The following is a 25,238-nucleotide window of genomic DNA, read 5'->3' on the forward strand; positions in this document are numbered from 1 at the left end:
TCGCCGCCCAGGTACGCATCGTCTATCTCCACGCGCTCGTCCAGGCGCCGCGCGGCCTCGCGCAGCAGCATGGTCTGCATCAGCTTGTGTTTGAGCAGCCAGGCCGTTTTATAGGACACCCCCAACTGGCGCTTGAGCGCCAAGGCGCTGATGCCGCTCTTGTGCTGGGTCAGCAGGTACAGCGCCAGGAACCAGGTGCGCAAAGGCAGCTTGGTGTGCTCGAACACCGTACCCGCGATGCTGGAGCACTGGTAGCCGCAGATAAAACACTCCCACAGCTGGCGACCTTTGCCGTTGCGCGTGAGAAAAAAACGCTTGCAACCGCAGTGCGCGCACTGCCAGCCGTGGGGCCAGCGACAGGCCGCGCTGGAATTGGATGGCGTTCATGGACATATCGCTCTCCTTGGCCTCCCGGTGCATTGGGCCTGTTGGTTGGAGGCAAAGCTTTGACGCGGAGTTCCAAGGAGGTCTGAGGCAAGTCGCTAATCAGGCAGTTTTATGCCTATTCGAGGATTTTCTTGGCCAGCCGGCAGAGGCTAGGGGGTGTCAAGGCGGCCGGAACGGCCTACAGTGAAGGCTCCGCTTTTTGGAGAATCACATGCTCAACTATTCCATCATGAAATCCGAAGGCATTTTGGTGCTCAGTCCCAGCGCGCCCTTGAGCAAGGATGACTTCGTCGGCCTTAGCGCAGATGTTGACGCCTATCTCTCCGAGCACCCCAGACTTCAAGGCGTCATGGTTCACGCCAAAGGTTTTCCCGGCTGGGAGAGCTTTGCCGGCTTCACCGCCCACATGCACTTCGTCCGTGAGCACCACAAGCAGGTCGAACGCATCGCCGTGGTGACAGACAGCCCGCTGGCCGGCATGGCGGAATTGCTGGGCAAGCACTTCACCTCGGCCGAAGTCCGGCACTTCGCCTTTGCCGACGACGCCAAGGCGCTGGAGTGGTTGCTGGCGGCTTGAGGTGGGTGTGGGGGAGCGGGCGCATGGGCGGCTATGGCGTGTCCGCTCTATGGCCCTAATGAGGCTCTCTCGCAGTGCCCGAGACCTCAGTCAAACTTGAGCTTTACCTGCTGCGCCAGCTTCTTCCACTTCTGATTGTCGCCAGAGATGAAGCGCGCCGTCTCTTGTGCCGTGCCGCCTCCCTTGACGGTACCGGAGGCGCGCAGAACGTCCTGTAAGGCTGGTGAGCCAACAATGGCGTTGAACCAGCCATTGAGTCGCTGCACGTAGGCCTCAGGCGTTCCCACCGGCACGCCGACAGCAAACCACTGGGACGCCTCGTAGTCTTTGAAACCCGCCTCCTGGAAGGTGGGCACCTGCGGCATGGTTTCCAGTCGATAGCGAGTGGTTACGGCGTATGCCTTGAGCTTTCCCGACTGCACATGGGGCAACACCGGCGAGGCTCCCAGGATGGCCAGAGGCACCTGGCCGCCGACCACGTCGGCAATGGCCTGTCCGCCTCCTTTATAGGGGATGTGCGTCGCCTGAATACCCGCTACCTGGTTGAACAGCTCGCCCGCCAGGTGCTGCGATGTGCCGGTGCCAGAGCTGGCATAGCTCCAGTCCTTGGGGGACTGCCGGATCGCCTTCACGAGCGCTTGCAAATCTGGCGCTGCGGTGCTGGCTGGACCGACCAGCACCATGGGGCCCTGCGCCAGCATGGCCACAGCCTGCAACTCCTTACCAACTTCCGGCACCTGCTGCGCAAACAAAATGGGGCCAGGCAGGGTGATGAGGGTGTAGCCGTCGGGCGCCGCCTTGGCAGCCTGGTGCAAAGCCAGCACACCGGAGGCACCGGGCCGGTTGTCGACCACAACGGGGCGGCCGGTCTTTTCGCTCAGCTGGCGCGCCACGGCGCGCGTCAGCACGTCAGCCGATCCACCGGGCGCGAAGCCCACCAGCCAAGTAATGGGCTTGGCGTTGGGCCATTCAGGGTCTGCCGCACGGGCGACCGACGGCAAGGCCGCCGCAAGGCCGGCGCACATCAAGGCCAGTGCGTTGCGACGACGGACGGAGAGGGGACGATTCAACATGGCATCACCGTTGGATTGAAAAGATAAGAGCACTCAAAAAAACGTCAATCACCCTGACCGGGGGACGTATTCGGAAACTGCTGGCAACTGAGCTGAAATTGGCGCACCAATTTCAGGATGGGGCCCAGCACCCAGGTGTTATGGATGCACACGTCCGTCTCTTCCTTGGGATCACGGGTGACATTGAACAGGTAGGGCGACTCCAGTTTGCCCTTGCCCTCGTTGACCTCGGGTTCCCAATAGAAATGCAACTTCCAGTCGCGCCACTTGACGGCCCGCAAGTCTCCCTTGATGTAAAACGGGAAACCTTCCCGCGCTGATTTTTCCTGTGCGCCTAGCAAAAATGGCAATTGGTCAAGGCCGTCGATGGGGCGATCCTGCGGCGGCTCGGCGCCTGCAACGCCGGCGAGCGTGGTGAACAAGTCGGTGACGTGGACGATCTCATTGCTGACGCGTCCTGCGGCCACCCGGCCCGGCCAGCGCACGATACAGGGCACTCGCAAACTGCCTTCCATCGCCGTATGGTAAGTGCCGCTCCATGGACCCGCCGTGCCGCGGTAGGGCACCCGGTATTCAGGCCCGTTGTCGCTGCAAAAGATCAGCAGTGTGTCCTCCGCGAGGCCGAGTCGATCAATCTCTTGCACCACCTGTCCGACACGGTAGTCCATTTCAACCATGGAGTCTGCGAAATCACCTGCACCGGTACGTCCGGCGAAGTCGCGGTGAGGCAAGGTCGGAAAGTGCAAATGCACCAATGGCAGGTAGAGGAAGAAGGGCTTGGCCGCTGCCTGCTGGCGGCGCATGAACGACAAGGACTGTTCGACCAGGTCTTCGTCAATGCTGCGGCGCGACTCGAGGTCATAGACTTTCACGCCTTCGGTGGCCTCGCCCGCCTTGCCCTGCATGATCCAGGGCAAGTCAACAACGGTGGGATCGAAGCCCACCGTTGAGGTGAACTGGCTCTCGTCGGTGGTGCGCGGTATGCCATACCACTCGTCAAAACCCCGGTCTGACGGATACCGGCCGGGCACATCGCCCAGATGCCATTTGCCGTAGTGAGCGGTGGCATAGCCCTGCTGTGACAGCAGTTGCGCCAAGGTAACTTCCCAGCGCGTGAGGCCTTGGGGCAATCCGGGTGGCACCGACTGCAGGCACCCGGTTCGTATCGGGTGGCGCCCGGTCATCAAGGCCGACCTGGTGGGAACGCAATCGCTCTCCACGTTGAAGTTTTGCAGCAGCAGGCCTTGGCGCGCCAGCGCATCGATGTGCGGCGTGGGCGCGCCACGCAGGGCGCCGCCACCATAGCAGCCCAGCTCACCCCAACCCAGGTTGTCGGCGACGATCAGGACGATGTTGGGAGGACGTGTTTCCATAGTTGGCCTTTGTGCTTGCTGAGCCTTCAATATATGAAGGTTGAGCATCCAAGGGCATTCCACAGAAATCAAAAAGTCATAAAATTTAGGAATGCCTCTAGCCATTCGAGACGTTCAGTATTTCCTGGCGGTCGCCCAAGCCGGCCTGCTGTCGAGCGCTGCCGAAGAATGTGGCGTAACCCAGCCCACGCTCACCAAGGCGGTACAGCGTGTGGAAGCTGAGTTTGGCGTACCGCTGTTCGAGCGCACCGCCCGTGGCATGGCATTGACCTCGGCCGGTCTGCGTGTGGTGGAGCAGGCCCAGCGCTTGCATGCCGGCTATGCCGACACCATGCTGCTGGCCAGCGAGATGCGGGCCCAGCATGCAGGACTGCTACGCATCGGAGTGACCGACACAACAGGAGAGAACATGATCGTGCCGGCGCTGGCCAGGCTGATAGAGCAGCGTCCGGCGATGCGGGTGCGCATGCGCTACGGCCGCTCTGACGCCTTAGTGTCACAGGTGCGGGATGGCGACCTGGATGTGGCGCTCGTGCCCGCCTACGAAGGCCAGCCTTTGGAAGGCGAGAGAACCCTGATCGGCAACGACCCCATGCAGATCGTGGTGCGTGCGGCCCATCCCTTGGCGGGAAAATCGCGCCCCACGCTGGAAGACCTGGTGCCCTATGGCTGGATCATGGGCAGCAGCACATCCGCAGCCTACCGCGCCTTGGAAGCGGTCTTTGCGCGCAGCAAGTTGCCTACGCCGCGAGTCATCATGGAGGTTCCATACGTATCGGCATTGACTGTCGGCGTACTCGCCAGGACGGACCTGGTCGCCGTGGTGCCGGCCTCGTTCTTGCGCCACGAGGCGAGCGGAAATTTCGCCGTGTTGAACATACCGCAACTGCAACTGGCTCGGGCCGTGTTGCTGATCACGCGCGAGGGCTCTTCCTGGTCACCGTTGATGACGGCATTGAGGGACATGCTGATGCACGGTCGACGGCCGGAGACAAGCTGATGAGCCAATGCGAGTTGCTTGCAACATGACACGCAATAACTCCTAAACGGTTGCTGCGGCATTTCAAATTACTGCGGCAGCCATCAGCGCGTGGCCGTTTTCTGGCCGCCACGAACGACTCCTGAGCGGCAATCAAAAAATCGCAGTCGGGCTTGCGTAAAGCGGCCGGTGAGCAATCCCCGCTACCGCTGCGTTGCTGACGATCAAAGGGGCTCGGCGACCAACTACAAAAGACTGGTAAGCGACATTCGACTTTCCGAACTGCCTGCTCCAAACCTGACGTTGACATCTATAGTCCAACGGGCGGCTATATGACGATGATTTCGTCAAAGGGAGCAACTGTCATCGGCCAACATCGGGCCTTCGGATTTATAAGGACCTATAACTGTCAGGGTCTCCCCGGAAGCGCATACGGGCCAGAGCGCAGGCGGCTTGGTTTTTGATCTCAATCAGTCTGATGGTCCCTAAGCCGCCATGAAGGCGGTGACAGCGCGTTTGACCGTCGCGTTGATTTCTTCCATGGTGACATCCTTCAGGACTTGAAACAGTAAGCGGTCAAACCACTTTGCTTCCATCAGCCCCCGGAGATGAAAGGCTGCGACCCGGGCATCGGCTTTGGTTTGATGCACCTGCTGGGCTTCCGCTTCGCGCCGCGTATCCGTGACCTGGGCGACACCAAGCTGTTCATCCCCAAAGGCGATGCTGCCTATGCCGCGCTCAAGCCGATGATTAGCAGCGACAGCCTGAACATCAAGCAAATTCGCACCCATTGGGACGAAATTCTACGGCTGGCCACCTCGATCAAGCAGGGTACGGTGACGGCCTCGCTGAGGCTCAGGAAACTCGGCAGCTACGCCTGTCGGTCGGCCTGGAGGACATAGAGAACCTGATCGAAGACGTGGACCGGGCGATAGCGGCATCGCGGCAGGGAAGCAGACGCCCTCATCAAGCAACGCGCTACAAAATAGAGAGCGCATCACGTCCGCCCTGCTCGGACTTCATATCCGGCGCGTGCAGTCCTCCGGCCGCAGCGAAGCCAGCATGGCCTCGATCAGGTTTTGGGCGAAAGCATGGCGCAAAGGGGCCTCCTCAAGTTTGCCGAGTGACGCGAGACCCACCTGGTACGCAATACGCGGCCGGAAAGGCCTGCTCGCGAAGCCCATGTCGCGGCAGTAACTCGCAAGCAGTGCGTTGACGATAGAAACGCCCAAGCCCCTGGACACAAAACTGCAGGCGATGCCGACGGAATGAACTTCTGCGCAGATGCGCGGGATGAAGCGGGCCTGGCGAAACGCCATATCGATTTCATGCCGCATCAGCCGTTGCCGGCCCAACAAGATGAGCGGAAGATCTTCCAGGTTCTCAATTGCCACCGTGTCGAGCCGCTCCAGCGCATGTCCCTTGGGCATGATGCAAACCGCCTCCGATTCCAGGCAGGGCACAACCTCCAGCCCTGGCAGCTCGGTCGGCAGCCGGACAAAGCCGATATCGGCTTCTCGGCTCAGGATGGCTCGTTCGGCGTCAGCGTAGGAACCCGACAACACCTCCAGCACCACCCCCGGTTGCTCACGCATGAAGTTTTCGACGACGGCGGGCATGAGCTGCAAGGCCAATGTGCCGGGCACGGCCACCTTGAGCAGCTTGCGCCGGAAACCGCCCAGGCGCAACTGCTCCGAATGCCGGCGAAAGCATTGGGCTGAATCGACCAAGCCCTGCGCGTCCTGCAGCAAGGCATGGGCCTCTGCGGTAGGCACCAGGCGCCCCTTCTCGCGCACGAACAGGCGCAGACCCAGGTCTTCCTCGAACTGCGTCAGCAGCCGGCTCACGGCCGACTGCGACAGTCCCAGGCGCTCTGCCGCACCGGTGGTGGAGCCGGTGCTCATGATCGCCTGAAACGCTTCTAGCTGCCTGAAATTCATGGAGGAAATAGAGTCGGACATGCTGGCCCACAAGCAAAGAAGTGATTGAGTGGTACTGCCGTCACGCGCTTCGTTGCGTCGCAAGTCGCATAGGGCAATGCTGAAGCGTCATACCGTTGCGCACTTTGCAAGCCGCAACAAGAATTCAACCCAGGCAAGTCTATTCACAACCTCTCAACGGAGCAACACCTTCGTGAAACGACAAGTCCCGGCGACCGTTCTGGGCGCGGCCATGGCCGCGCTGCTTTCAGAATGGCATTTCTGAAAATTTGAAACGATGAATCGTTTGACAAAACATAATTACAGGAGCATTAACTTGAAGATCGCATTGAGCAGACTTACATTCGCCGTGGCGTGCGCCGCAGGCGTCCCCTTGGCCGCCGTGGCGCAAAGCACAGTCACGATTTACGGCAGGCTGGACACCAGCCTGGAAAGCACGAAAACAGGGTCACTCACGCAAACACAGGTGCGAGACAACGCCTCGCGCGTCGGCTTTCGGGGCACTGAAGACTTGGGCGGGGGCTTGAATGCGGTATTTGGCCTCGAGATGGGCTTCGCCTCCGACACGGGTGCGGCGACCACGCCGGCCTATCGCAATTCCTATGTCGGCCTCACGGGTGGATTCGGGGCGGTCGCCGTTGGACGACTCGATTCCGCCAACCCGACCGGGTCTCCTATCTATTCGCTGATCACGCGCCACACCGAGTTCGTGATCCATGATGCGGGTGCCACCGCGATCGGCACCTCGGTGCTGAACTCGCGCAATCGTGAGTCCAACGCCATCGGCTACATCAGCCCTAAGTTTGGCGATGTTGTCTTTCGCGCACGCTACTACATGAACGGTGAAGGCGTGGCCGAGGTGCCCGTCGGGCCGGTACGTTTCGAGAGCGATATCAAGCAGACCGATCTCTCCCTAAGCTATGGCGAGGGCAAAGGCCCGTTCGGACTTGGCGTGGCCTACGGTCAGGACAAAAGGAACGGCGGAGCCACCCTTAACACCTTCAAAGACAAATGGATGCTGGTGGGCGCGTATGACTTCGGAACAGTCAAAGCATGGGCGGTTGCCGGGCGCGATAACTACCAGGGTGCGTCTACCACGCGCAGCCAGGTGAATATCCGGCTGGTCGGCGCCTCGCTCAAGGTCGGAAACAGCGACAGCAAGGTCGTTGCCAACTACATGACGCGCGATGTGCAGAGCGATCCCAACGGAACCCTCAAGAAATTTCAGCTGGGTTACGCCCACCCGCTCAGCAAGCGATCCATGCTGTACGCCTTTTACGATCGCCAAGACCCCAATTCACGGCTGCCCAACGACACCATCCGCAGCGTCGGCGTCGGTATTCAGCACAACTTCTAAAGCATCATGATCATGATCAAGACCCGACGTTTCCTGCTGGCCGCCCTTGCGGCGCTCGCCACGCAAGCCGCTTTTGCCGCTTATCCCGAAAAGCCCGTGCGCATCATCGTGCCCTTCCCGGCAGGCGCGGCTGCCGACACGGCCATGCGCGTGGTCGCGCGCAAGATGTCGGAGATCTGGCGCCAGCCCGTCGTCATCGAAAACCGTGCCGGTGCGGCCGGCATGCAGTCCGGTGCCACCGCGCGGGCCGACGGCTACACCCTCATGGTGGGCGCGGGCTCGCTCATGGTCACGGCGCCGCTGCTGTCCAGCAAGCTCGCCTACAACCCGTCGCGCGACTTCGTGCCCGTGGGGCGCGTGTTGATCAACGTGCCCATCCTCACCACGCACCCCAGCCTGCGCACCAACACGCTGCAAGAGCTGATAGCGTTGGCGCGCAAGAACCCCGGCACGCTCAACTACAGTTCCAGCGGCAACGGCAGTCCGGGCCATTTGTCCATGGAAATGTTCCAGGCCGCCACCGGAACGCAGATGGTGCAGATTCCCTACAAGGGCGGCGCACCCGCCGTGAATGAGCTCGTGGGAGGCCATGTGCAACTGGGCATCAATGCCGTGCCCAGCGTGCTGAACCAGATCAAGGCCGGCCAGCTCATTCCGCTGGCCGTGGCCAGCGCCAAGCGCTCGCGCGCGCTGCCCAATGTGCCCACCATGGCCGAGGCGGGCGTGAAGGACTTTGAGTATGACATCTGGTACGCGCTCTTCGCCCCCGCGAACACGCCTGCCGGAGCCGTGGAGAACGCCAGTGCGACACTGCGCCGCGCGCTCAGCGATCCCGAGGTAGCGAATCAGCTCATCGCCCAGGGCGCGGAGCCTGCGCCCACCACTTCGCAAGAGCTGTCGCGCTTCATCCAGGACGACACGGCGCGCTGGGCCAAGCTCGTCAAGGAACGCAACCTCAAGCTGGACTGATCGGGCCCCATATGAGCGAACAACTGATTACCCTGAGCGGCGGTGTTATACGGTCCACCCACCGGGTGGCCATGCGCGACGGCGTGCGCCTCGCGACGGACCTGTATCTGCCCGTGGATGCCCACGGTCCGTTGCCCGTGCTGCTGGAGCGCACTCCCTACGGCAAGGATGCCGAGGCCCGGCGCGAGCGCAGCGTGGCCGATCCACGGCCCCTGCGCCGCGGCGAGGCGGCGGCGCGCTTCGCGCAGGAAGGCTACGCCGTGGTGGTGCAGGACTGCCGCGGGCGCTTCGACTCTGAAGGCCAGTTCACCAAGTACCTGGGCGAGGCAAACGACGGCGCCGACACCATGGCATGGATCACCGGCCAGCCCTGGTGCGACGGCAGCGTGGGCACCTATGGCCTGTCGTATGCCGCGCACACGCAGACGGCGCTGGCCAGCCAGCGGCCCCAGGGGCTCAAGGCCATGTTCCTGGAATGCGGGGGCTTTGCGAATGCGTACCGTGGCGGCATACGCCATGGCGGCGCGTTCGAGCTCAAGCAGGCGACCTGGGCGTTTCGCAATGCCCAGAACGGCATCAATCACGATGACCCCGCCGCGCAGCAGGCCCTTGCGGCGGCCGACATTGGCGCCTGGTTCAAGCGCCTGCCCTGGACACGCGGCGACTCGCCGCTGCAATGGGTGCCCGAGTACGAGGACTACCTGTTCGAGCAATGGGAGCGCGGCAGCTTCGACGACTACTGGCGCCAGCCCGAGCTGTATGCGGCCGGGCATTACGCGGCGTTCGACGGCGTGGCCGTGATGCTGCTGTGCGGCTGGTGGGACCCCTATGCCCAGACCACGACCGACAACTACCTGGGCCTCTCGCGGCGCGCGCCCGGCCAGGCCCGGATGGTCTTGGGCCCGTGGACGCATGGCGAGCGCAGCGTCACCTACGCGGGCAACGTGGACTTCGGCCCCGCGGCCACGCTCGATGGTGCGCTGGCCGAGGACTATGTGCGCATGCGCCTGGCCTGGTTCGACCACTGGCTCAAGGGCCGGCCTATGCCGCAGGGGCAGGACGCGGTGGTGCGCTACTTTCGCATGGGTGGCGGCTCTGGCCGGCGCACGCCGGCGGGGCGGCTCGACCACGGCGGCGGCTGGCACACTGCAGCGGACTGGCCAGTGCCTGGCACCCAGTTTGAACCCTGGTATTTGCACGCCAACGGCACACTAGCGTTGCAGCCTGCCGAACAGGACGGTGTGCTGGCGTATGAGTTCGATCCGTCCAACCCGGTGCCCACGATAGGCGGCTCCATCACGTCCGGCGAGCCGCTGATGACCGCCGGTGCCTACGACCAGCGTACCCACGAAAACATATTCGGCGCGCGGCTTCCCCACGGACCACTGGCCGAACGCGAGGATGTGCTGGTGTTCGAGTCGGCGCCGCTGGCGCAGGATCTCGAACTCACGGGGCCTGTGGTGATCAAGCTGTGGATTTCGTCGAGCGCACCCGACACGGATTTCACCGCCAAGCTCATCGACCTTTATCCACCCAGCGCCGATTATCCGCAGGGTTATGCCATGAATCTCACGGACGGCATCCTGCGCTGCCGTTACCGGCGGTCCTGGGAACAGCCCGAACTTCTAGCGCCCGGTGAGGTGGCTGAAATCACGATCGAGCCCATGCCCACATCAAACCTGTTCAAGAAGGGGCACCGCATCCGCCTGGACATTTCAAGCAGCAATTTCCCACGCTTCGACGTGAATCCGAACACGGGCGCGCCGGAAGCCAGCGCCGGCCCCCGCCAGACGGCCTTCAACCGGGTCCATATGTCGCCGGGACGGCCCTCGCAGTTGCTGCTGCCGGTCGTGCCACTCCGTGCGCCGCTAGCGTCAGCCCCCGGTTTCGGCCACCCTCAACCAGATGTCGGTCATTCCGACTTGAACTCATAGGAGCGATGATGTCCATCAAGATAGGTGCAATGCTGGCTGCAGCAGCCATGGTGTTGGGGAGCACGGCAGCGGCAGCGCAACAAGCAACAGCGAATCCGACGGCGCAAGCAGAGGAAGGCAAGTTGTCCCCAAACTGGATCAATGCCAGCGTCCCCAATGGCTTTACGCTAGTGGCTGCGGGAGATCTCATCATCACCGAAGCGGTATCGCCGATGATGAAGCGCAAGTCCCCGGACTTGATCAAACTGTTGCAGAGTGCGGATGTCAGCTTCGCTTGTATCCGAGGGGTCGAAATAGAAAAGGTCGTAGTCCTTGATTGCGGCCTCGGGCTCACACTCGGACTGGACATTCCAGACCGTCTGGAAAAGGCAGCTTGCTACCAGCCAACCGACGAGGAGCGCAAGCTCATCCCAGCGCTCAAGGATGGCGCGGTTGTGTGGGTTGCGGAGTACGTCAGTGAAGAAACGATCTTTCATGGACGAACGTCCGTAAATGGCCGACTCCGGCCTGAGGTGGAACTGCAGTTTACGACCGCTTCCGATGGCGGATTCAACCGGTCGATGCAACAAGTTGGCTGAATCGTTCAGCGGGCGTCTCGTAGTTTAGAGTTTTCCTTGGGCGCTCGTTCAGTTTTCTCGCAATTGCATTTAGCTGTGCCTGCGAGTAATGCGAGATGTCGATTCCCTTGGGGAAGTACTGCCGCAATAGTCCGTTCGTATTTTCATTGCTCCCTCGCTGCCAAGGGCTCTGGGGATCACAGAAATAAACGCTGATGTCAGTGGCCAATGTGAAACGCTTGTGGCCCGCCATTTCATGACCCCGATCCCAAGTCAACGACTTGTAGAGTTCCTGGGGTAGCTTGCGAGCATTTTTGATCAGTGCATTGATGACCGTCTGGGTATCTTTGCTGGCAACCTTCACCAGCATCACGTAACGCGTCTGACGCTCAACCAGTGTCGCAACCTGGGTGTTGAGGCTACCAAACAGCAAATCGCCTTCCCAGTGGCCCGGTACGGCCCGATCATCCGCCGAGGCTGGACGCTCACTGATGGATACGGCGTTGGTGATCTTGCCGTGGTTGTCTGTCTTTTGGGTGTGGTGGCGCGAACGGCGCATGGCCCTGGTGCGCCTCAAATGTTGCTGCAGTTCTTTCTTCAGGGCACCGCGGGCCTGTATGAAGAGACTTCGATAGATGGTTTCGTGTGACACCTGATAGTTCTCGTCGTCCGCATAAGCCTGCTTTAGCCATCCAGCAATTTGCTGTGGTGACCATTGCAATTGGAGCTTACCAGCCACGATGTTCGCCAGCTTGCGCTTCTCCACCAGCTTGCAAGTCTTGGGGCGACACGCCCGATCCCAAGTCGCCAGGTCGGCCTGGGTCGCGCGGTAGCAGCCTTGGCCACCGTTGCGCTGGATCTCACGGCTGCCTCTCGAATCACCTAGTCCCATATGCGGACATTGCAGACGCTCTGCACCTAGTAGCACCCCGGTCTGGTCAGCTCATCCCGGCACACCGGATTGTTGCGCAAGGGTCGGATAGTCGGTGTAGCCCTTTGAGCCTGGCGTGTAGAACGTCGCCATATCTACGGTATTCAGCGCCGATTCGGCTCGCATGCGCTCCACCAGGTCGGGGTTGGCGAGGAAAGGACGGGCGAAGGCGATGAGGTCTGCCTGACCCGCCTGAAGCGTCGCTTGCGCAGAGCTGCGATCGAAACCTCCGGCCAGGATGAACACACCCTGAAAGGCAGCACGAAGCCGCGCTTTCAACTCGGCCGGCACGGGCGGTGCGCCCATGGCGGAATGGTCCAGCAGGTGCACGTACTGCAGGTCCAGCTTCGACAGTTCCTGAACGAGCGCCAGGTACTGAGCATCGACGTCGGAGAACACGCCCGTGCCCTGGAGCGCGCCATAGGGCGACAGGCGAATCCCTACGCGATGGGCCCCGATGGCGGCTACCGTGGCACGGGCGACCGCTAGCGCAAAGCGATTGCGACCTTCGATGCTGCCGCCGTAGGCATCGGTGCGCTGGTTCACATTGGCGTTCAGAAATTGTTCGATCAGATAGCCGTTCGCTGCATGCACTTCGACGCCATCGAAGCCTGCTTCGATGGCGAGCTGGGCCGACTTGGCATACTCCCCTACGGCATGGGCAATGTCTTCTGTGGTCATTGCGCGTGGAGCGCTGTGCGGCTGCATGCCCTGTGCGTCGGTGTACATCTCGCCGGGGCACACATTGGCCATCGGCGCGAGCACTTCCGCGCCCGCAGGCAGGTTGGCCGTGTGGGTTACGCGGCCGGTATGCATCAGTTGCACGATGATCTTGCCGCCCTTGGCGTGAACCGCATCGGTGACCGCCTTCCATCCGCGCACCTGCGCATCATTGAAGAGCCCCGGGATGCGCGCGTAACCCAGGCCGTTGGGCGACGGCGAGGTGCCCTCGGTGATGATCAGGCCAGCCGTTGCACGCTGGCCGTAGTAGTCGGCCATCAATGCATTGGGGGTGTTGGCATCAACGGCGCGGCTGCGCGTCATCGGCGCCATGACGGCGCGGTTGGCGAGTTGAATCGAGGGGGTGACGAGAGGGTCGAAGAGCATGGGGTTCCTTGGATGGACGGGTGGCGATCTGGTTGAGGGAAGTGGGTTGGCGAGGTTGACCGAGGTGTCCCTCAGGACGCTTGCGGCAGATAGCTCGGCCGGGCGGCCGTCAAACCCAGCTTGACCCGCTGGGTGATCGCGTCTGCCAGCACCTCGTCGGCGCCGGATTCGATGCCGTCAAGCGCGCGCTTGACGATCTCCTCGGAGCTGGATTTCGGGGCTTCCAGCCCGCGTGTGAGGTCGGTATCCACATAGGCCATGTGCAGGCCGAGAACCTGCGTCTTCTGCGCGGCAAGTTCGTTTCGTAGCGCGTTGGTCAGGGACCATGCTGCGGACTTGCTGGCTGCGTAAGCGGCCAATTCGCCGCCGTTCAGCCAGGAGGCGACGGACAAGACATTGAGCAGCGCGCCACCGCCGTTGGCCTTGAGAATCGGCGCAAACGCCTTACTCATGCGCAACACGCCGAAAAAATTGGTCTCAAAGATGCGCCGTGCGACGTCTTCGCTGTCGGCCGCCAGAAAGCCGCCAGGCTGGGCAATACCGGCGTTGTTGATGACCAGCGTCACATCCGATGCCAGCGCGGCGGCGGCAGCCACATCTTCGGGCTTGTTGACGTCAAGTCGCAGGGCTTGCACGCCGGATTGGGTGACGGCCTGCGGATCCCGCGCGCCAGCGTAGACCTTGCGGGCGCCACGGGCGAGCAGCTCGTGAGCGAAAGCTTGGCCGATGCCGCGATTGGCACCCGTGACAAGAACAACAGCGTTTTTGATTTGCATGAGAAAACTCCAGTGGTTAGGGAAAACAGGCTCACTTGACCTTGACAACAACCTTGCCCTTTGCGCGGCCTGAATCGACGTAGGTCATGGCCTCGGGGGTGGATTCGAACGGGAAGACCTTGTCGATCACGGGGCGGATCGCACCCCCTTCGATGAGACGGGTGATCTCCCGCAGCTGGGCGCCGTTCGCTTTCATGAAGAGGAAGGCGTAGCCAACGCCCAGGCCTCGCGCCTTTCGCCGGACGCCCGCGCTCAGCAGCCTCATGACCAGTCTGACGAACCCGGGGGCCGCGATCTCCTTGCCAAACTCGGGAGCCGGCGGTCCGGAGATGGAAATGAGCTGACCGCCACGCTTGAGTACGCGCAGGGATTTTGCTAGCGTCTTGCCATCCTGGCTGTGCAAAACGATGTCGTAGTCGCGCAAGACGCTCTCGAAGTCCTGCGTCTTGTAGTCGATGACGACATCCGCGCCCAGGCGCTTCACGAGCGCGACGTTGGCCGTGCTCGTCGTCGTGGCAACGGTGGCGCCCAGCTGTTTGGCCAGCTGGATGGCGAACGTGCCGACGCCGCCGGAGCCGGCCTGGATGAAGACTTTCTGCCCTTTCTTCAGTTCGCCCTGCTCGACCAGTGCCTGCCAGGCCGTCAGGCCCACCAGGGGAATAGACGCGGCCTCCTCCATCGTGAGGCCCTGGGGCTTGAGCGCCAGGGAGGCTTCCTTGACCGGGACGAATTCGGCGAACGTACCGATCCGGAAGTCGTCCGCTCGTGCATACACCTCGTCGCCCGACTTGAACTGCCGCACACGCGAACCGACCTTGACCACCACCCCGGCCACATCGTGCCCCAGGATGAGGGGCAGGCGATAGGGCAGGATGAGCTTGAACGCGCCGTCCCTGATCCTGGCGTCCAGCTGGTTCACGCCCGCCGCATGGACCTGAACCAGAACCTCGTCATCGCGCAATTCCGGTTCCAGCATGTCGGCCAAGCGCAAAGCGCGCTTTTTCCCGTAGCGCTCGAGAATGAATGCTTTCATGGTTTTTCCTTATTCCTGGTGCATCCAAGCTTGCGAATGGTCCAAGGCGGCCGGCCGATATCGGCGCGTGTCCTGTGCTTCCTGCCGGTGTCGGCTCCTGCGGTTGAGGCTGCTTGGCCAGCGAGCAGCAGCGTGGGGATGATTGATGACATGTGTGCTCCTTTCTCAATGACTGCATTGCCAAACAGAATGACTCGCCAAGAGACAGAATTTTTGCATCGCATGATGATCGTCATATATTTATGCGAACGAAAAGAAGGTGTGTCTCAGTGGATTCAGGCGGGGGGCAGATGCTTCAATGCGGCCGCGCACAGGCTGTCCGATAGCGCGGGTTCGTCGACTGCACGAGCCAGCAGCAATGTGCCCACCATGGTCGCGACAGTCACGAGGGCGCGTTCGTGGGCGCCGGGTTGCCCCCAGTCAGGCGACTGACGGGCGACAAGATCGATCATTTCCTTGATGTGCCGGGTGGTCACGCGGCGGACTTCGGGGGCCTGGCGAGGCGTCTCCGAGCCCAGCGCGGCCAGGGGACATCCCATTTCAATCTGCTCCAGGTGCTCCCGCGAGAGGTAGCTGCGAAGCATGGATGCCAAGGCCTGCGCGGAGGGCACGCTGGCGACAACCTCCGCCACTACGGCGGCTGACTCCGCGCACGCCCGACCCGCTGCTTCCGCCAGCATGGCCTCGCGCGACGCGAAGTGGGCGTAGAAGGCGCCATGGGTCAGGCCGGCCTCCTTCATGATGTCGGCGACTCCGGTACCGTCGTAGCCGCTACGGCGGATCGCCCGTGCAGCTGCGGACACGATGCGCTCGTGCGAGGCCTCCTTGGCTGCCGTTCTGACGTTGTGCTTCGTATTTGACATGATGCATATCATACGACATTTTGCGAAACACGTACTGAGATGTTTTTGGAAGCGCCGACAGTCGGCCCTGCGCAAGCGCAAGGGGTGTTGCCCCCCCCTAGTGAGAAGTGTTGCGCTGTAATTGAGCAGCGAAAAACTTATACCTGGCCAGGGAAATTGCGGGTTTTAGCCTAGTTGGAGCTGGTCAGAGAATGAATGACGTACTTGGTCAAATCTGCGCCGGCGCCAGCAGAGTAGGCTTACTCAGCAGTCTCGCCAGAATCCTTGATAACCTTGGTCCATCGCTCCATCTCGCCTTGAACGAATGTCTTGTGGCCAGCCGGAGCGAGTCTCGAGTCCGTTACAACCCGCAATCCGAGGGCCTCCTGGCGTTTGATCAGGTCTGGGTCCTTTAGGGCTGTTCGCATCGCTGCATTCAAGCGCGCCAATACATCGGGAGGTGTGCCGCGCGGCGCGTAAAGCCCATGCCAAACCGTGACGTTGAAGCCCGGGAGACCCGCCTCGGACAGTGTCGGTGTCTGCGCAAGAGACGGCAGGGCGAGGCGGTCCGTGCTGCTAACGCCATAAACCTTTACCTTGTTGCCTTCGATCTGCGGCACTGCGTTGGTAGCCTGTTCACACATCAGGTCCACCTGGCCGCCTATCAGGTCCGTCATGGCCGGGGCGGTACCCTTATAAGGAACCGTGGTCATTTTGGATTTCAGCGCGCTTTGCAGCATCAGCCCGCAAAGGTGGGATGCCGACCCTACGCCGGCATTGGCGAGATTCACACGCCCGTCAGAATCTGCCATCCATTTTCTCAATTCACTCAAATTGTTGGCGGCCAGCGTCGTTCTGCCTATCAGCACGGAAGGCGCTTCGTTGATCAGGCCGAGATACTCGAAGTCGGTCAGCGTGTTGTAGGGCAACTTTTTATAGAGCGCCGGCGCGGTGGCCAGACCAATATGGTGAACCAATAGCGTGTAGCCGTCCGGCTTGGCACGTGCGACGCGCGCTGCACCGATAGTCCCGCCGGCGCCGGCGGTGTTGTCAACAATGATGGTTTGGCCCAGCGGTTTTCGCAAGGCTTCCGCGAGGTCGCGAGCGATTTTGTCGCTTGGGCCGCCCGCCGCGAAGGGCACCACCAGGGTGACCGGTTTATCGGGGAACTGAGCCCAGGCCGCATGGGTAAATACGGCCAGGCTTGCCCCTGCGATCGTCAGATTCCGTTTGAGATTTTTCATGTCTTTGTCTCCGTTGTATTTATCGAACGAATCAGGCCGAGAGCGCGTACATCTGGGCGTAGAGGTCTGTCTTGCCTTCAAAGCCGATGCCTGGTAACTCCGGCAAGGTGACGTGGCCGTCGATGACCTTCACGCCATCCGGGAAGCCGCCGTAAGGCTGAAAAAGGTCGGGATAGCTCTCGTTTCCGCCGAGGCCGAGGCCGGCGGCGATGTTGAGGGACATCTGATGCCCACCGTGCGGGACGCAACGCGACGGTGACCAACCAAACTGTTTGAGAACCTCCAGGGTCCGCAAATACTCGACCAGGCCATAGGAGAGCGCGCAGTCGAACTGCAGCCAGTCGCGGTCGGGTCGCATGCCGCCATGACGCAGCAGGTTGCGCGCGTCCTGATGCGAGAACAGGTTCTCGCCGGTCGCCATAGGTCCGGGATAGTATTCCGAGATCGCGGCCTGCAGCGAATAGTCGAGCGGGTCGCCGATCTCCTCGTACCAGAACAGCGGATACTCGCGCAGCATCTTGGCGTAGGCGATGCCGGTCTCCAGGTCGAATCGGCCGTTCGCGTCCACCGCGAGCTGAGCTTCGGAACCGATCTCTTTCAGAACTGCTTCGATGCGGCCGCGATCCTCGTCGATCGAGGCACCACCGATTTTCATTTTCACGACGTTGTAGCCACGGTCCAGATAACTGCGCATTTCCGCGCAGAGCGCACTGTTGTCCTTGCCGGGGTAGTAATAGCCGCCGGCCGCATAGACAAAGACGCGCGGATTTGCCTCCCGGTCGTTGCGTTCGGCCAGCATTCGGAACAGCGGCTTGCCCTCGATCTTGGCTACCGCGTCCCAGATAGCCATGTCGATGGTGCCGACAGCGACGGAGCGTTCACCGTGTCCACCCGGTTTCTCGTTGCTCATGACCGCTGCCCACACCTTGGAGGGATCGATATTGGTGCCGGCTTGATCGAGCAAACTCTCGGGCGCAGCCTGAAGAATGCGGTCGCGGAAGCGCTCACGGATGAGCCCCCCCTGCCCGTAGCGGCCGTTGGAGTTGAAGCCGTAGCCTACGACCGGCTTGCCGTCCCGAATGACGTCCGTGATCACGGCCACCAGGCTCAAGGTCATCTTGCTAAAGTCGATATAGGCGTTGCGGATAGGCGAACTGATAGGGACTGTTTTTTCTCTGATCTCGACGATTTTCATGTTTGATTCCGTGAAAGGTTTGGCTCGGATCGCTATGATCGTCAAGACCGCTGCATTTGACCAATGCTGTTTTTCTTCTCTTCAATGCTTTCAAGGCACTGGGCATGAACGTCTCCTGGCTCGAAGATTTTTTGGTGCTGGCGACGACGGGCAACTTTTCCCGCGCCGCAGATGAGCGCCACATGACCCAGCCGGCTTTCGGTCGCCGGGTACGGGCGCTGGAGGAGTGGATAGGCACCGAGCTTTTTGACAGGAGCTCACAGCCCGTTCGCCTGACAGAGGCAGGGCAGTGGTTTCACGGCGTTGCGCATGATTTGCTGGCCCAGGTGGCCCGTGTACCGGGCGAGGCCCGGGCCGTGGCCGAGGCCAGTTCGAATTCACTTCGTTTTGCGGCCACACATGCCTTGTCCTTTACCTTTATGCCGGGCTGGCTGCGCAGTTTCGAGGCGCACACCATGGCGGGCACCATCCAGCTGGAGTCCGATGTGCTGCTGCGCTGCGAGGCCCTGATGGAGCAGAGCAAGGTGCAGTTTGTGGTGTGTCATGCGCATCCCCAAGCGGTCGGCCGGCTGCAGGCGGATGGTTATCCCTCCGTGAAGATCGGCGCGGATGTTCTCGTGCCGGTGACAGCTGTGAATTCCGCTGGTCACCCGGTACACACGCTCCAGGCCGGCAAAACGCCTGTTCCGCTTCTGAGCTACAGCGCCGAGTCGGGCCTTGGACGCATCTTGCGCGAAACACGGCTTGATGCCCTGGAGAACGTTTCAACGCAGATCGTGTTCACGGCACATCTCGCATCGGTTCTCAGGACCATGGTGCTGGACGGACGCGGCGTTGCCTGGCTGCCGCAAACTCTTATCCAGGACGATCTTGCCAGTCATCGTGTCACCAGGGCAGGAGTGGAGGACTTGTGCATAGAGCTTGAAATAAGGCTTTTCCGGTCTCGCAATTCGATGGGGCGTGCAGCAGAGGCGCTGTGGGACGCCGTAGTTGGTTCTGGCGTTGCTATCGCGTAACCGGAAGTGACTAGTTTGTCATCCTGCGTCGTGCCAAGAAGCTCACACAAACGAGCGAAAAATATTGCTTGCTAAAACTGCGGTCCATGACCAGCGCGGATAAAGGAACAGTGGCCGACAGGCCGCGCGCACCTTCGCGCAATCGTGGCGATCGATTTCGAGCATCGGGTTCGTTGCCAGCAATCCGGATGCGGGCATTCAGTGCACGCGGCCGTGCATATCGTCAAGGAGTCCAGCCTGGTTGTGGGTTCGACATGCTTCGCCAAGCGACACGGATCGGCTGGCACGCTCGGCGCCGTACAGCACGGCGGTGACCTCGGCCGAAAGCTCACCAATAAAGAGCGCATCTTGCTCGCCGAGAATTCTCAAATGTTGCTGGCCCATTTCGAAGAACAAGAGACGGTTTCTATGGCCAACACTGTTCAAGCTATCAAGCTATCAAGCTATCAAGCTATCAAGCTATCAAGCTATCAAGCTATCAAGCTATCAAGCTATCAAGCTATCAAGCTATCAAGCTATCAAGCTATCAAGCTTTTTCAGAGCTGCGGATTTCGCGGCCCCAAGGTCGGTCGTTGACCGGCCGCTCTCAAGTCACCGCCACGACGCGGGGCATGAACATGAACGATGGGAAGGCTTCGGGCACGAAGCTGGCCGCCACGAGATATGGCTGACAGGTAGCCCAACCCATGGAATTTGGTCGCCAGGAAGCGGGCACTGCCCATCGGCAGCTACCGCTTGCAGATTCAACCGGTCGATGTATTTTCCTGCTGACCACTTCGAGGCTGACAGCAGCCAGCCAGAGCGCGGCGATCTGTACATGATGACGACTCAAAGAGGGCTATTCGTGAGGTCTGAATCGAGGGCCATAGGATACGCTTGAGGTCTGATCTCGGGAGCAATGTTCAGGATGCGGATTGCTCCGTCCCACCATAGGACAAATGCTGCATTCGCTTGATGTCCCGCTGGGGCGGCGCACCAAACAGGCGGCTGTAATCACGACTGAACTGTGAGGCGCTTTCGTAGCCCACGCGCGCCGCTGTACTGCTCGCATCCAGGGCCTGATTCAGCATCAATTGCCGCGCCTCTTGCAGGCGCAATTGCCTCTGGTACTGCACGGGGCTCATGCCCGTGAGGTTGCGGAAGTGTTGCCGGAATGTCGATGGACTCATGTGCACGCTGGCGGCAAGTTCGTTTATCAGTACGTCGCGGCTGAAATTCTGTTTGAGCCATGCCATGGCTTGTGCTATTTGGTGGCTGGGTGAGCCCGCTGCCACCAGCTGCCGAAGGTAGGGCCCGTGAGGGCCGGACAGCAGTCTCACCATGATCTCCCGCTGAATCAAGGGAGCAATTGGGGTGATGAGTTGGGGCTCATTCAGCAGTTGGACCAGGCGGGTTAACGCGTCGAGCAAAGGCGCTTCCAGCAGGCTCAGAGAAATCGCGCGCGGCACCTGCTCTCGTGACAGAGGCGGCAGATCCATCTCTGTCGCCAATTGCACAAGGGCGCTCCCATCCAGCCGCAGCATCATGCCCAGAAAAGGCTGGGCCAGATTGGCCTGGGTGACATGTGAAACGACGGGCAGATCAACCGTCGTCAGCAAGGATTGTCCTGGCCCATAGGCAATCACCTGCTCGCCCAGGGTGACCTGCTTTCCGCCCTGTGCCGTGATGCCCAGCCCCAGCCCGTAAATGCAGTGCATGGGCTCCGTCGTGGCACTGCGCCGGTGAAGAGTGAGTCGCGGGATGCCCGTTTGGTGATCGCCGTCATTTTGAGCAATCCGGCCAATCTCGTAGGCCAAGGTTTCTATGGACATGGTCAGCTCGCCTGGGTGGGGTGATTTGTTTCTGAAATTGAAGGAGAGAGTCAAGGAGGCCGAGATAGGGCTCGCTGAGGAGGACTGTACATCTGGTGCATCCAGGCAGATCAATTTTTGGTGGTGAAACATCAAAAAAGGCAAGACAAGAATCAAAAATGGCAAGCTTGTCACAAGGCAAAAGCAGATACTTCCATGCAACGATCCCCGTTTGGAACCATCAGATGTCTTCTCTCTTCGCGCCCTTCACGCTCAAGGGCATCACCCTGCGCAACCGCATTGCGGCCTCGCCCATGTGCCAGTACCAGGCTGAGGACGGGCGCCTGAACGAATGGCACCAGTCCCACTACACCAGCATGGCCCGGGGTGGTGCCGGTCTGGTGGTGGTAGAAGCGACAGCCGTGGTCCCTGAAGGCCGCATCACGCCAGGGGATGCGGGCCTGTGGAGCGATGCCCAGGTTGCCGGTTTTGCGTCTGTGTCCAGCGCCATCAAAACTGCCGGCGCCGTGCCGGGTATCCAGCTGGGTCATGCTGGCCGCAAGGCGGGCTGCAAGCGTCCATGGGAAGGCGGCGAACCGCTGGACAAGGCCGACCCGCAGGCATGGCAGCCGGTGGGCCCCAGTGCCGTACCATTCATGCCCGGTTCCGGCTACATTCCCCGCGAGATGACGCTGGACGATATCCGCCAAGCAAAGCAGCATTTCGTGGACGCAACCCAACGCGCGCGCGAAGCGGGATTCGAGTGGCTGGAACTGCACTTCGCCCATGGCTTTCTGGGTCAGAACTTCTTGTCGAAGCACGCCAACCAGCGCCAGGATCAATACGGTGGCTCGCTGGAAAACCGAGCCCGATTCCTGATTGAGACGGTGCGTGAGGTGCGCGAGGTCTGGCCAGAGCAGTACCCGCTAACGGTGCGCCTGGGGGTGGTCGAGTTCGATGACGGGCAAGCCGAATCGCTGACCGACGCCATCCAGGTGCTGAAATGGCTCAAGGACGCCGGTCTGGATCTGGTGGATGCCGGTTTGGCCCTGTCCACCCCCGGCGAGCTGGTGCCCTGGGGGCCGGACTTCATGGTTCCTTACGCGGCGCAGATTCGCCAAGTCACGGGTCTGCCCGTGGCCACCAGCTGGATGATCACCGACGCCCTACAGGCCGACGAGTTTGTCCGCAGCGGACAAGTCGACCTGGTGTTCCTGGCGCGCACCCTGCTGGCCAATCCGCACTGGCCCTACCAGGCTGCCCGTGAGCTCCAGATCGCGCGCCCGGCCGAAGTGCTGCCCACCCCTTACGCCTTCTGGTTGCAGACCTGGTCGAACTGACCCGCAGGACCCGAAGACTCATCGCCATACATCGTTCCGCCCCACCTACCCTACGGAGAACTGACCCACCATGAACACGCTCAACGTTAACGGCAATGACCACACGGTCGACGCCGACCCCGGCACCCCCATCCTCTGGGCCCTGCGCGACACGCTGGGCCTGACCGGCACCAAGTTCGGTTGCGGTGCCGCGCTGTGCGGCGCCTGCACCGTGCATCTGGACGGCCAGGCCATCCGCTCCTGCATCACACCCATCTCCGCCGCCGAAGGCAAGAAGATCACCACGATCGAATCAGCAACCGATGGCAGTGACCGTGTCGGTACAGCCGTACACGCCGCCTGGGTCAAGCACGACGTGGCGCAGTGCGGTTACTGCCAGAGCGGCCAGATCATGAGCGCCACCGCCTTCCTTAAATCGCAGCCCAAGGGCAAGCAACCCACAGCAGCTGAAATCGACTCGGCCATGGCTGGCAATATCTGCCGCTGTGGTACCTACGCCCGCATTCGCGCCGCCGTGGCCGATGCCGCCAAAACCCTGGCCTGAAGGAGTACCCGTCATGATGCCCATCCCTATGTACCCCAGCGAGTTGCCGCGCGTCCTGCAGCACATGCTGGAACGCGACCAAGCCGGCGAAACTGCTGCCGCCACGCTGCCACGCCGCAGTTTCTTGAAAATGGCCGGCATCGGCGGCCTGACGCTCGGCGCCTTTCCCCATCTGGCCATGGCACAGGCCGATGGTGTTGCAAAGCCGGCCGAGGCCCTGAAGCCGACGCAGCAACCCTCGGCTTTCGTGCAGATCGCTCCCAACGGCGAGGTCACTGTGACCATCAACCGGCTGGAGTTCGGCCAAGGGGTGCAGACCGGCTTGCCGATGATCCTGGCCGAGGAGCTTGATGCCGACTGGAGCCTGGTGCGCAGCAAGAGCGGCACCAACGATGCTGCCTATCACGACCCGCTCTTTGGGATGCACCTGACCGGCGGCTCCAACTCCATCAAGAACAGCTTCACGCAGTACCGCGAGCTCGGCGCGCGTGCGCGGGCCATGCTGTTGTCTGCTGCGGCTATGAAATGGAAGGTCGATGTTGCCACGCTGCGCACGCAGGCCGGCCAGGTGCTGGCGCCTGACGGGCGCAAGCTCGGCTACGGTGAACTGGCCGAAGCCGCCATGGCCCTGCCGGTGCCCGAGAAGGTCACTCTGAAAGACCCCAAGGACTTCCGCATCATCGGCCAGCCGACCACGCGATTGGATGCTCGCGCCAAGAGCAGCGGACGTCAGGACTTCGGCATCGACGTCAAGCATCCCGGCCAACTCACGGCCGTGGTGGCGCATCCGCCGGTGTTCGGTGCCCGCCTGAAGTCGGTCGACGACAGCGCGGCGCGCGCCATCAAGGGTGTGAAGACGGTACTGCGCATCCCATTGGACCGGGGCGGCGAAGGCGTGGCCGTGGTGGCCGACGGCTACTGGCCGGCCAAGCTGGGCCGCGACGCACTGAAGCTGCAATGGGACACCGCCGCCGTGGAGAAGGTGGACAGCGAAAAGCAACTGGCGCAGTACCGGGAACTGGCCAAGCAGCCCGGCGCGCGCAAGTTTGATGCGGACATGTCTGCGCTGGACAAGGCACCCCGTCAGCTCGAGGCCGAGTTCGTGTTCCCCTACCTCGCTCATGTGCCGATGGAGCCATTGAACTGCACCGTTCAGCTGACCAGCGATCACGCCGAACTGTGGGTCGGTACCCAAAGCGCCGGACTGGACGCGGCCGCAGCTGCGAAAGCGCTAGGCCTGAAGCCCGAACAAGTGAAGCTGAATGTGCAGATGGCGGGCGGTGGCTTCGGCCGGCGTTTCGTTGGCAGCAGCGACTACGTGGTCGAGGCCTGCGAGATCGCCAAGGCCGCGCAAGCCGCGGGCCTGAACGCGCCGCTGCGCCTGCTGTGGAGCCGTGAGGACGACGTCAAGGGCGGTTACTACCGCCCCATGCACCTGCACCGCGCCCGCATCGGCTTCGACGAGCGCGGCAAAGTATTGGCCTGGGATCACGTCATCGTCGGCCAGTCCATCCTCGCGGGAACGGTGTTCGAAGCCTTTCAGGTAAAGGATGGCGTTGACGCCTCGGCCACGGAGGGCATGCGCGATCCGTATCCGTTGCCTATGCGCTTGACCGTGCATCACCCCAAGCTCAACGTGCCGGTGCTGTGGTGGCGTAGCGTGGGCTCCACCCATACCGCGTTCGTGATGGAAACCTTGCTCGACGAGATCGCGCGCAGCATCGGGCAAGACCCGGTGACTTACAGGATGCAGCTGTTCGGCGCCAAGCATCCGCGCCACCGCGCAGCGCTGCAACTGGCGGTAGACCAGAGCGGCTACGGCAAGAAACAGCTGCCCGCCGGCCGCGCCTGGGGCGTGGCTGTGCACGAGTCCTTCGAGTCCGTGGTGGCCTACGTCGTGGAGGCATCCGTCAAGGACGGCCAGCCGGTGCTGCACCGCGCCACTGCCGGCGTGCACTGCAATCTGGCCGTCAACCCACGCAGCGTGGAAGCCCAGGTGCAGGGTGCGGCGGTCATGGGACTGTCGATGTGCCTGCCAGGTTCGGCCATCACGCTCAAGGACGGCGTCGTCGAGCAGAGCAACTTCGGCGATTTCACGGTAGCGCGCATCACCGACATGCCAGAGATCGCGGTACATGTGGTGCCCAGCGCCGAGCCGCCCAAAGGCATGGGCGAGCCCGGCCTGCCACCGCTGGCGCCGGCGTTTGCCAACGCCATCGCACGGCTGACCGGCAAGCCGCTGCGCCAGCTGCCGTTCAAGCTGGCCTGAACCCA

The 25,238-nt window shown here is 61.8% G+C and carries 22 protein-coding genes and 3 pseudogenes; 11 read left to right on the forward strand and 14 right to left on the reverse strand.

Features of this window, described 5'->3' with window-relative positions; genetic code table 11:
• Positions 1 to 356 (reverse strand): annotated as a pseudogene (locus BM160_RS22980) (IS1595 family transposase); the annotation flags it as partial.
• Between the two features lie 242 nt (positions 357 to 598).
• Between BM160_RS22980 and BM160_RS16895 the strand changes: the two are divergent.
• Complete coding sequence (locus BM160_RS16895) at positions 599 to 964, forward strand: SpoIIAA family protein (RefSeq protein WP_092007343.1); 366 nt, start codon at positions 599 to 601, stop codon at positions 962 to 964.
• Positions 965 to 1,050: 86 nt separating this feature from the next.
• Here the strand turns inward: BM160_RS16895 and BM160_RS16900 are convergent, their stop codons facing one another.
• Entirely contained in the window at positions 1,051 to 2,037 is a 987-nt protein-coding gene (locus tag BM160_RS16900; RefSeq protein WP_092007344.1) for a Bug family tripartite tricarboxylate transporter substrate binding protein, read from the reverse strand.
• 44 nt (positions 2,038 to 2,081) lie between these two features.
• A complete protein-coding gene (locus BM160_RS16905) occupies positions 2,082 to 3,410 on the reverse strand; it encodes an arylsulfatase (protein ID WP_092007345.1) in 1,329 nt (442 codons plus the stop codon).
• A 91-nt stretch (positions 3,411 to 3,501) separates the two neighbouring features.
• Between BM160_RS16905 and BM160_RS16910 the strand changes: the two genes are divergently transcribed.
• A complete protein-coding gene (locus BM160_RS16910) occupies positions 3,502 to 4,410 on the forward strand; it encodes a LysR family transcriptional regulator (protein ID WP_092007346.1) in 909 nt (302 codons plus the stop codon).
• Positions 4,411 to 4,874: 464 nt separating this feature from the next.
• Here BM160_RS16910 and BM160_RS22985 read toward each other — a convergent pair whose 3' ends face one another.
• The gene (locus BM160_RS22985) at positions 4,875 to 4,985 is read right to left on the reverse strand and encodes a hypothetical protein (RefSeq protein ID WP_092007347.1); all 111 of its coding nucleotides are present in this window, start codon (positions 4,983 to 4,985) and stop codon (positions 4,875 to 4,877) included.
• Between the two features lie 39 nt (positions 4,986 to 5,024).
• On the opposite strand from BM160_RS22985, the pseudogene BM160_RS16920 reads away from it, so the two are divergent.
• Positions 5,025 to 5,264 (forward strand): annotated as a pseudogene (locus BM160_RS16920) (Tn3 family transposase); the annotation flags it as partial.
• A gap of 144 nt (positions 5,265 to 5,408) precedes the next feature.
• On the opposite strand, the gene BM160_RS16925 reads toward BM160_RS16920, so the two are convergent.
• A complete protein-coding gene (locus BM160_RS16925; RefSeq protein WP_092007408.1) occupies positions 5,409 to 6,329 on the reverse strand; it encodes a LysR family transcriptional regulator in 921 nt (306 codons plus the stop codon).
• A 316-nt stretch (positions 6,330 to 6,645) separates the two neighbouring features.
• Here BM160_RS16925 and BM160_RS16930 point away from each other — a divergent pair, with 316 nt between their 5' ends.
• The 3 genes from BM160_RS16930 to BM160_RS16940 are packed head-to-tail and all read left to right on the forward strand — an operon-like array spanning position 6,646 to position 10,589.
• Positions 6,646 to 7,686: a porin gene (locus BM160_RS16930; protein WP_255368980.1), complete on the forward strand. Its 1,041-nt coding sequence runs from the start codon at positions 6,646 to 6,648 to the stop codon at positions 7,684 to 7,686.
• Positions 7,687 to 7,698: 12 nt separating this feature from the next.
• Positions 7,699 to 8,655: a Bug family tripartite tricarboxylate transporter substrate binding protein gene (locus tag BM160_RS16935; RefSeq protein WP_255368981.1), complete on the forward strand. Its 957-nt coding sequence runs from the start codon at positions 7,699 to 7,701 to the stop codon at positions 8,653 to 8,655.
• A gap of 11 nt (positions 8,656 to 8,666) precedes the next feature.
• Positions 8,667 to 10,589 (forward strand): CocE/NonD family hydrolase, encoded by a 1,923-nt coding sequence (locus BM160_RS16940; protein ID WP_092007350.1) that lies wholly within the window; start codon positions 8,667 to 8,669, stop codon positions 10,587 to 10,589.
• A gap of 167 nt (positions 10,590 to 10,756) precedes the next feature.
• Here the strand turns inward: BM160_RS16940 and BM160_RS16945 are convergent, their stop codons facing one another.
• The 8 genes and pseudogenes from BM160_RS16945 to BM160_RS16980 form a co-directional block, all read right to left on the reverse strand.
• Positions 10,757 to 11,065, reverse strand: coding sequence for a nucleotidyltransferase family protein (locus BM160_RS16945; protein ID WP_092007351.1), 309 nt, complete (start codon positions 11,063 to 11,065; stop codon positions 10,757 to 10,759).
• A gap of 73 nt (positions 11,066 to 11,138) precedes the next feature.
• Positions 11,139 to 12,014 (reverse strand): annotated as a pseudogene (locus tag BM160_RS16950) (IS30 family transposase); the annotation flags it as partial.
• A gap of 75 nt (positions 12,015 to 12,089) precedes the next feature.
• Positions 12,090 to 13,184, reverse strand: coding sequence for an alkene reductase (locus BM160_RS16955; RefSeq protein ID WP_092007352.1), 1,095 nt, complete (start codon positions 13,182 to 13,184; stop codon positions 12,090 to 12,092).
• Positions 13,185 to 13,255: 71 nt separating this feature from the next.
• Positions 13,256 to 13,960, reverse strand: a complete 705-nt coding sequence (locus BM160_RS16960) for an SDR family oxidoreductase (protein WP_092007353.1) — start codon at positions 13,958 to 13,960, stop codon at positions 13,256 to 13,258.
• A 31-nt stretch (positions 13,961 to 13,991) separates the two neighbouring features.
• Positions 13,992 to 14,993, reverse strand: a complete 1,002-nt coding sequence (locus BM160_RS16965) for an NADP-dependent oxidoreductase (RefSeq protein WP_092007354.1) — start codon at positions 14,991 to 14,993, stop codon at positions 13,992 to 13,994.
• Positions 14,994 to 15,268: 275 nt separating this feature from the next.
• Positions 15,269 to 15,868 (reverse strand): TetR/AcrR family transcriptional regulator, encoded by a 600-nt coding sequence (locus tag BM160_RS16970; protein ID WP_092007355.1) that lies wholly within the window; start codon positions 15,866 to 15,868, stop codon positions 15,269 to 15,271.
• Positions 15,869 to 16,095: 227 nt separating this feature from the next.
• Positions 16,096 to 17,079 carry a tripartite tricarboxylate transporter substrate-binding protein gene (locus BM160_RS16975; RefSeq protein WP_092007356.1) on the reverse strand — a complete coding sequence of 328 codons (984 nt, stop codon included), beginning with the start codon at positions 17,077 to 17,079 and terminating at the stop codon, positions 16,096 to 16,098.
• A gap of 31 nt (positions 17,080 to 17,110) precedes the next feature.
• Complete coding sequence (locus tag BM160_RS16980) at positions 17,111 to 18,274, reverse strand: mandelate racemase/muconate lactonizing enzyme family protein (protein WP_092007357.1); 1,164 nt, start codon at positions 18,272 to 18,274, stop codon at positions 17,111 to 17,113.
• Between the two features lie 104 nt (positions 18,275 to 18,378).
• On the opposite strand from BM160_RS16980, the gene BM160_RS16985 reads away from it, so the two are divergent.
• On the forward strand, positions 18,379 to 19,290 hold the full coding sequence (locus tag BM160_RS16985) for a LysR family transcriptional regulator (protein WP_092007409.1): 912 nt from the start codon (positions 18,379 to 18,381) through the stop codon (positions 19,288 to 19,290).
• A gap of 144 nt (positions 19,291 to 19,434) precedes the next feature.
• Positions 19,435 to 19,866 carry a hypothetical protein gene (locus BM160_RS16990; RefSeq protein ID WP_143093281.1) on the forward strand — a complete coding sequence of 144 codons (432 nt, stop codon included), beginning with the start codon at positions 19,435 to 19,437 and terminating at the stop codon, positions 19,864 to 19,866.
• Between the two features lie 326 nt (positions 19,867 to 20,192).
• On the opposite strand, the gene BM160_RS16995 is transcribed toward BM160_RS16990, so the two are convergent.
• Complete coding sequence (locus BM160_RS16995) at positions 20,193 to 21,266, reverse strand: AraC family transcriptional regulator (RefSeq protein WP_255368982.1); 1,074 nt, start codon at positions 21,264 to 21,266, stop codon at positions 20,193 to 20,195.
• 59 nt (positions 21,267 to 21,325) lie between these two features.
• On the opposite strand from BM160_RS16995, the gene BM160_RS17000 reads away from it, so the two are divergent.
• The 3 genes from BM160_RS17000 (at position 21,326) to BM160_RS17010 (ending at position 25,233) form a co-directional block, all read left to right on the forward strand.
• Positions 21,326 to 22,420: an NADH:flavin oxidoreductase/NADH oxidase gene (locus tag BM160_RS17000; protein WP_092007360.1), complete on the forward strand. Its 1,095-nt coding sequence runs from the start codon at positions 21,326 to 21,328 to the stop codon at positions 22,418 to 22,420.
• A gap of 70 nt (positions 22,421 to 22,490) precedes the next feature.
• Positions 22,491 to 22,964, forward strand: coding sequence for a (2Fe-2S)-binding protein (locus tag BM160_RS17005; protein WP_092007361.1), 474 nt, complete (start codon positions 22,491 to 22,493; stop codon positions 22,962 to 22,964).
• A gap of 16 nt (positions 22,965 to 22,980) precedes the next feature.
• Positions 22,981 to 25,233, forward strand: a complete 2,253-nt coding sequence (locus BM160_RS17010) for a xanthine dehydrogenase family protein molybdopterin-binding subunit (protein WP_369821800.1) — start codon at positions 22,981 to 22,983, stop codon at positions 25,231 to 25,233.
• Positions 25,234 to 25,238: the final 5 nt, after the last annotated feature.

Source organism: Polaromonas sp. OV174, assembly GCF_900112285.1.
GTDB lineage: Bacteria > Pseudomonadota > Gammaproteobacteria > Burkholderiales > Burkholderiaceae_C > Polaromonas.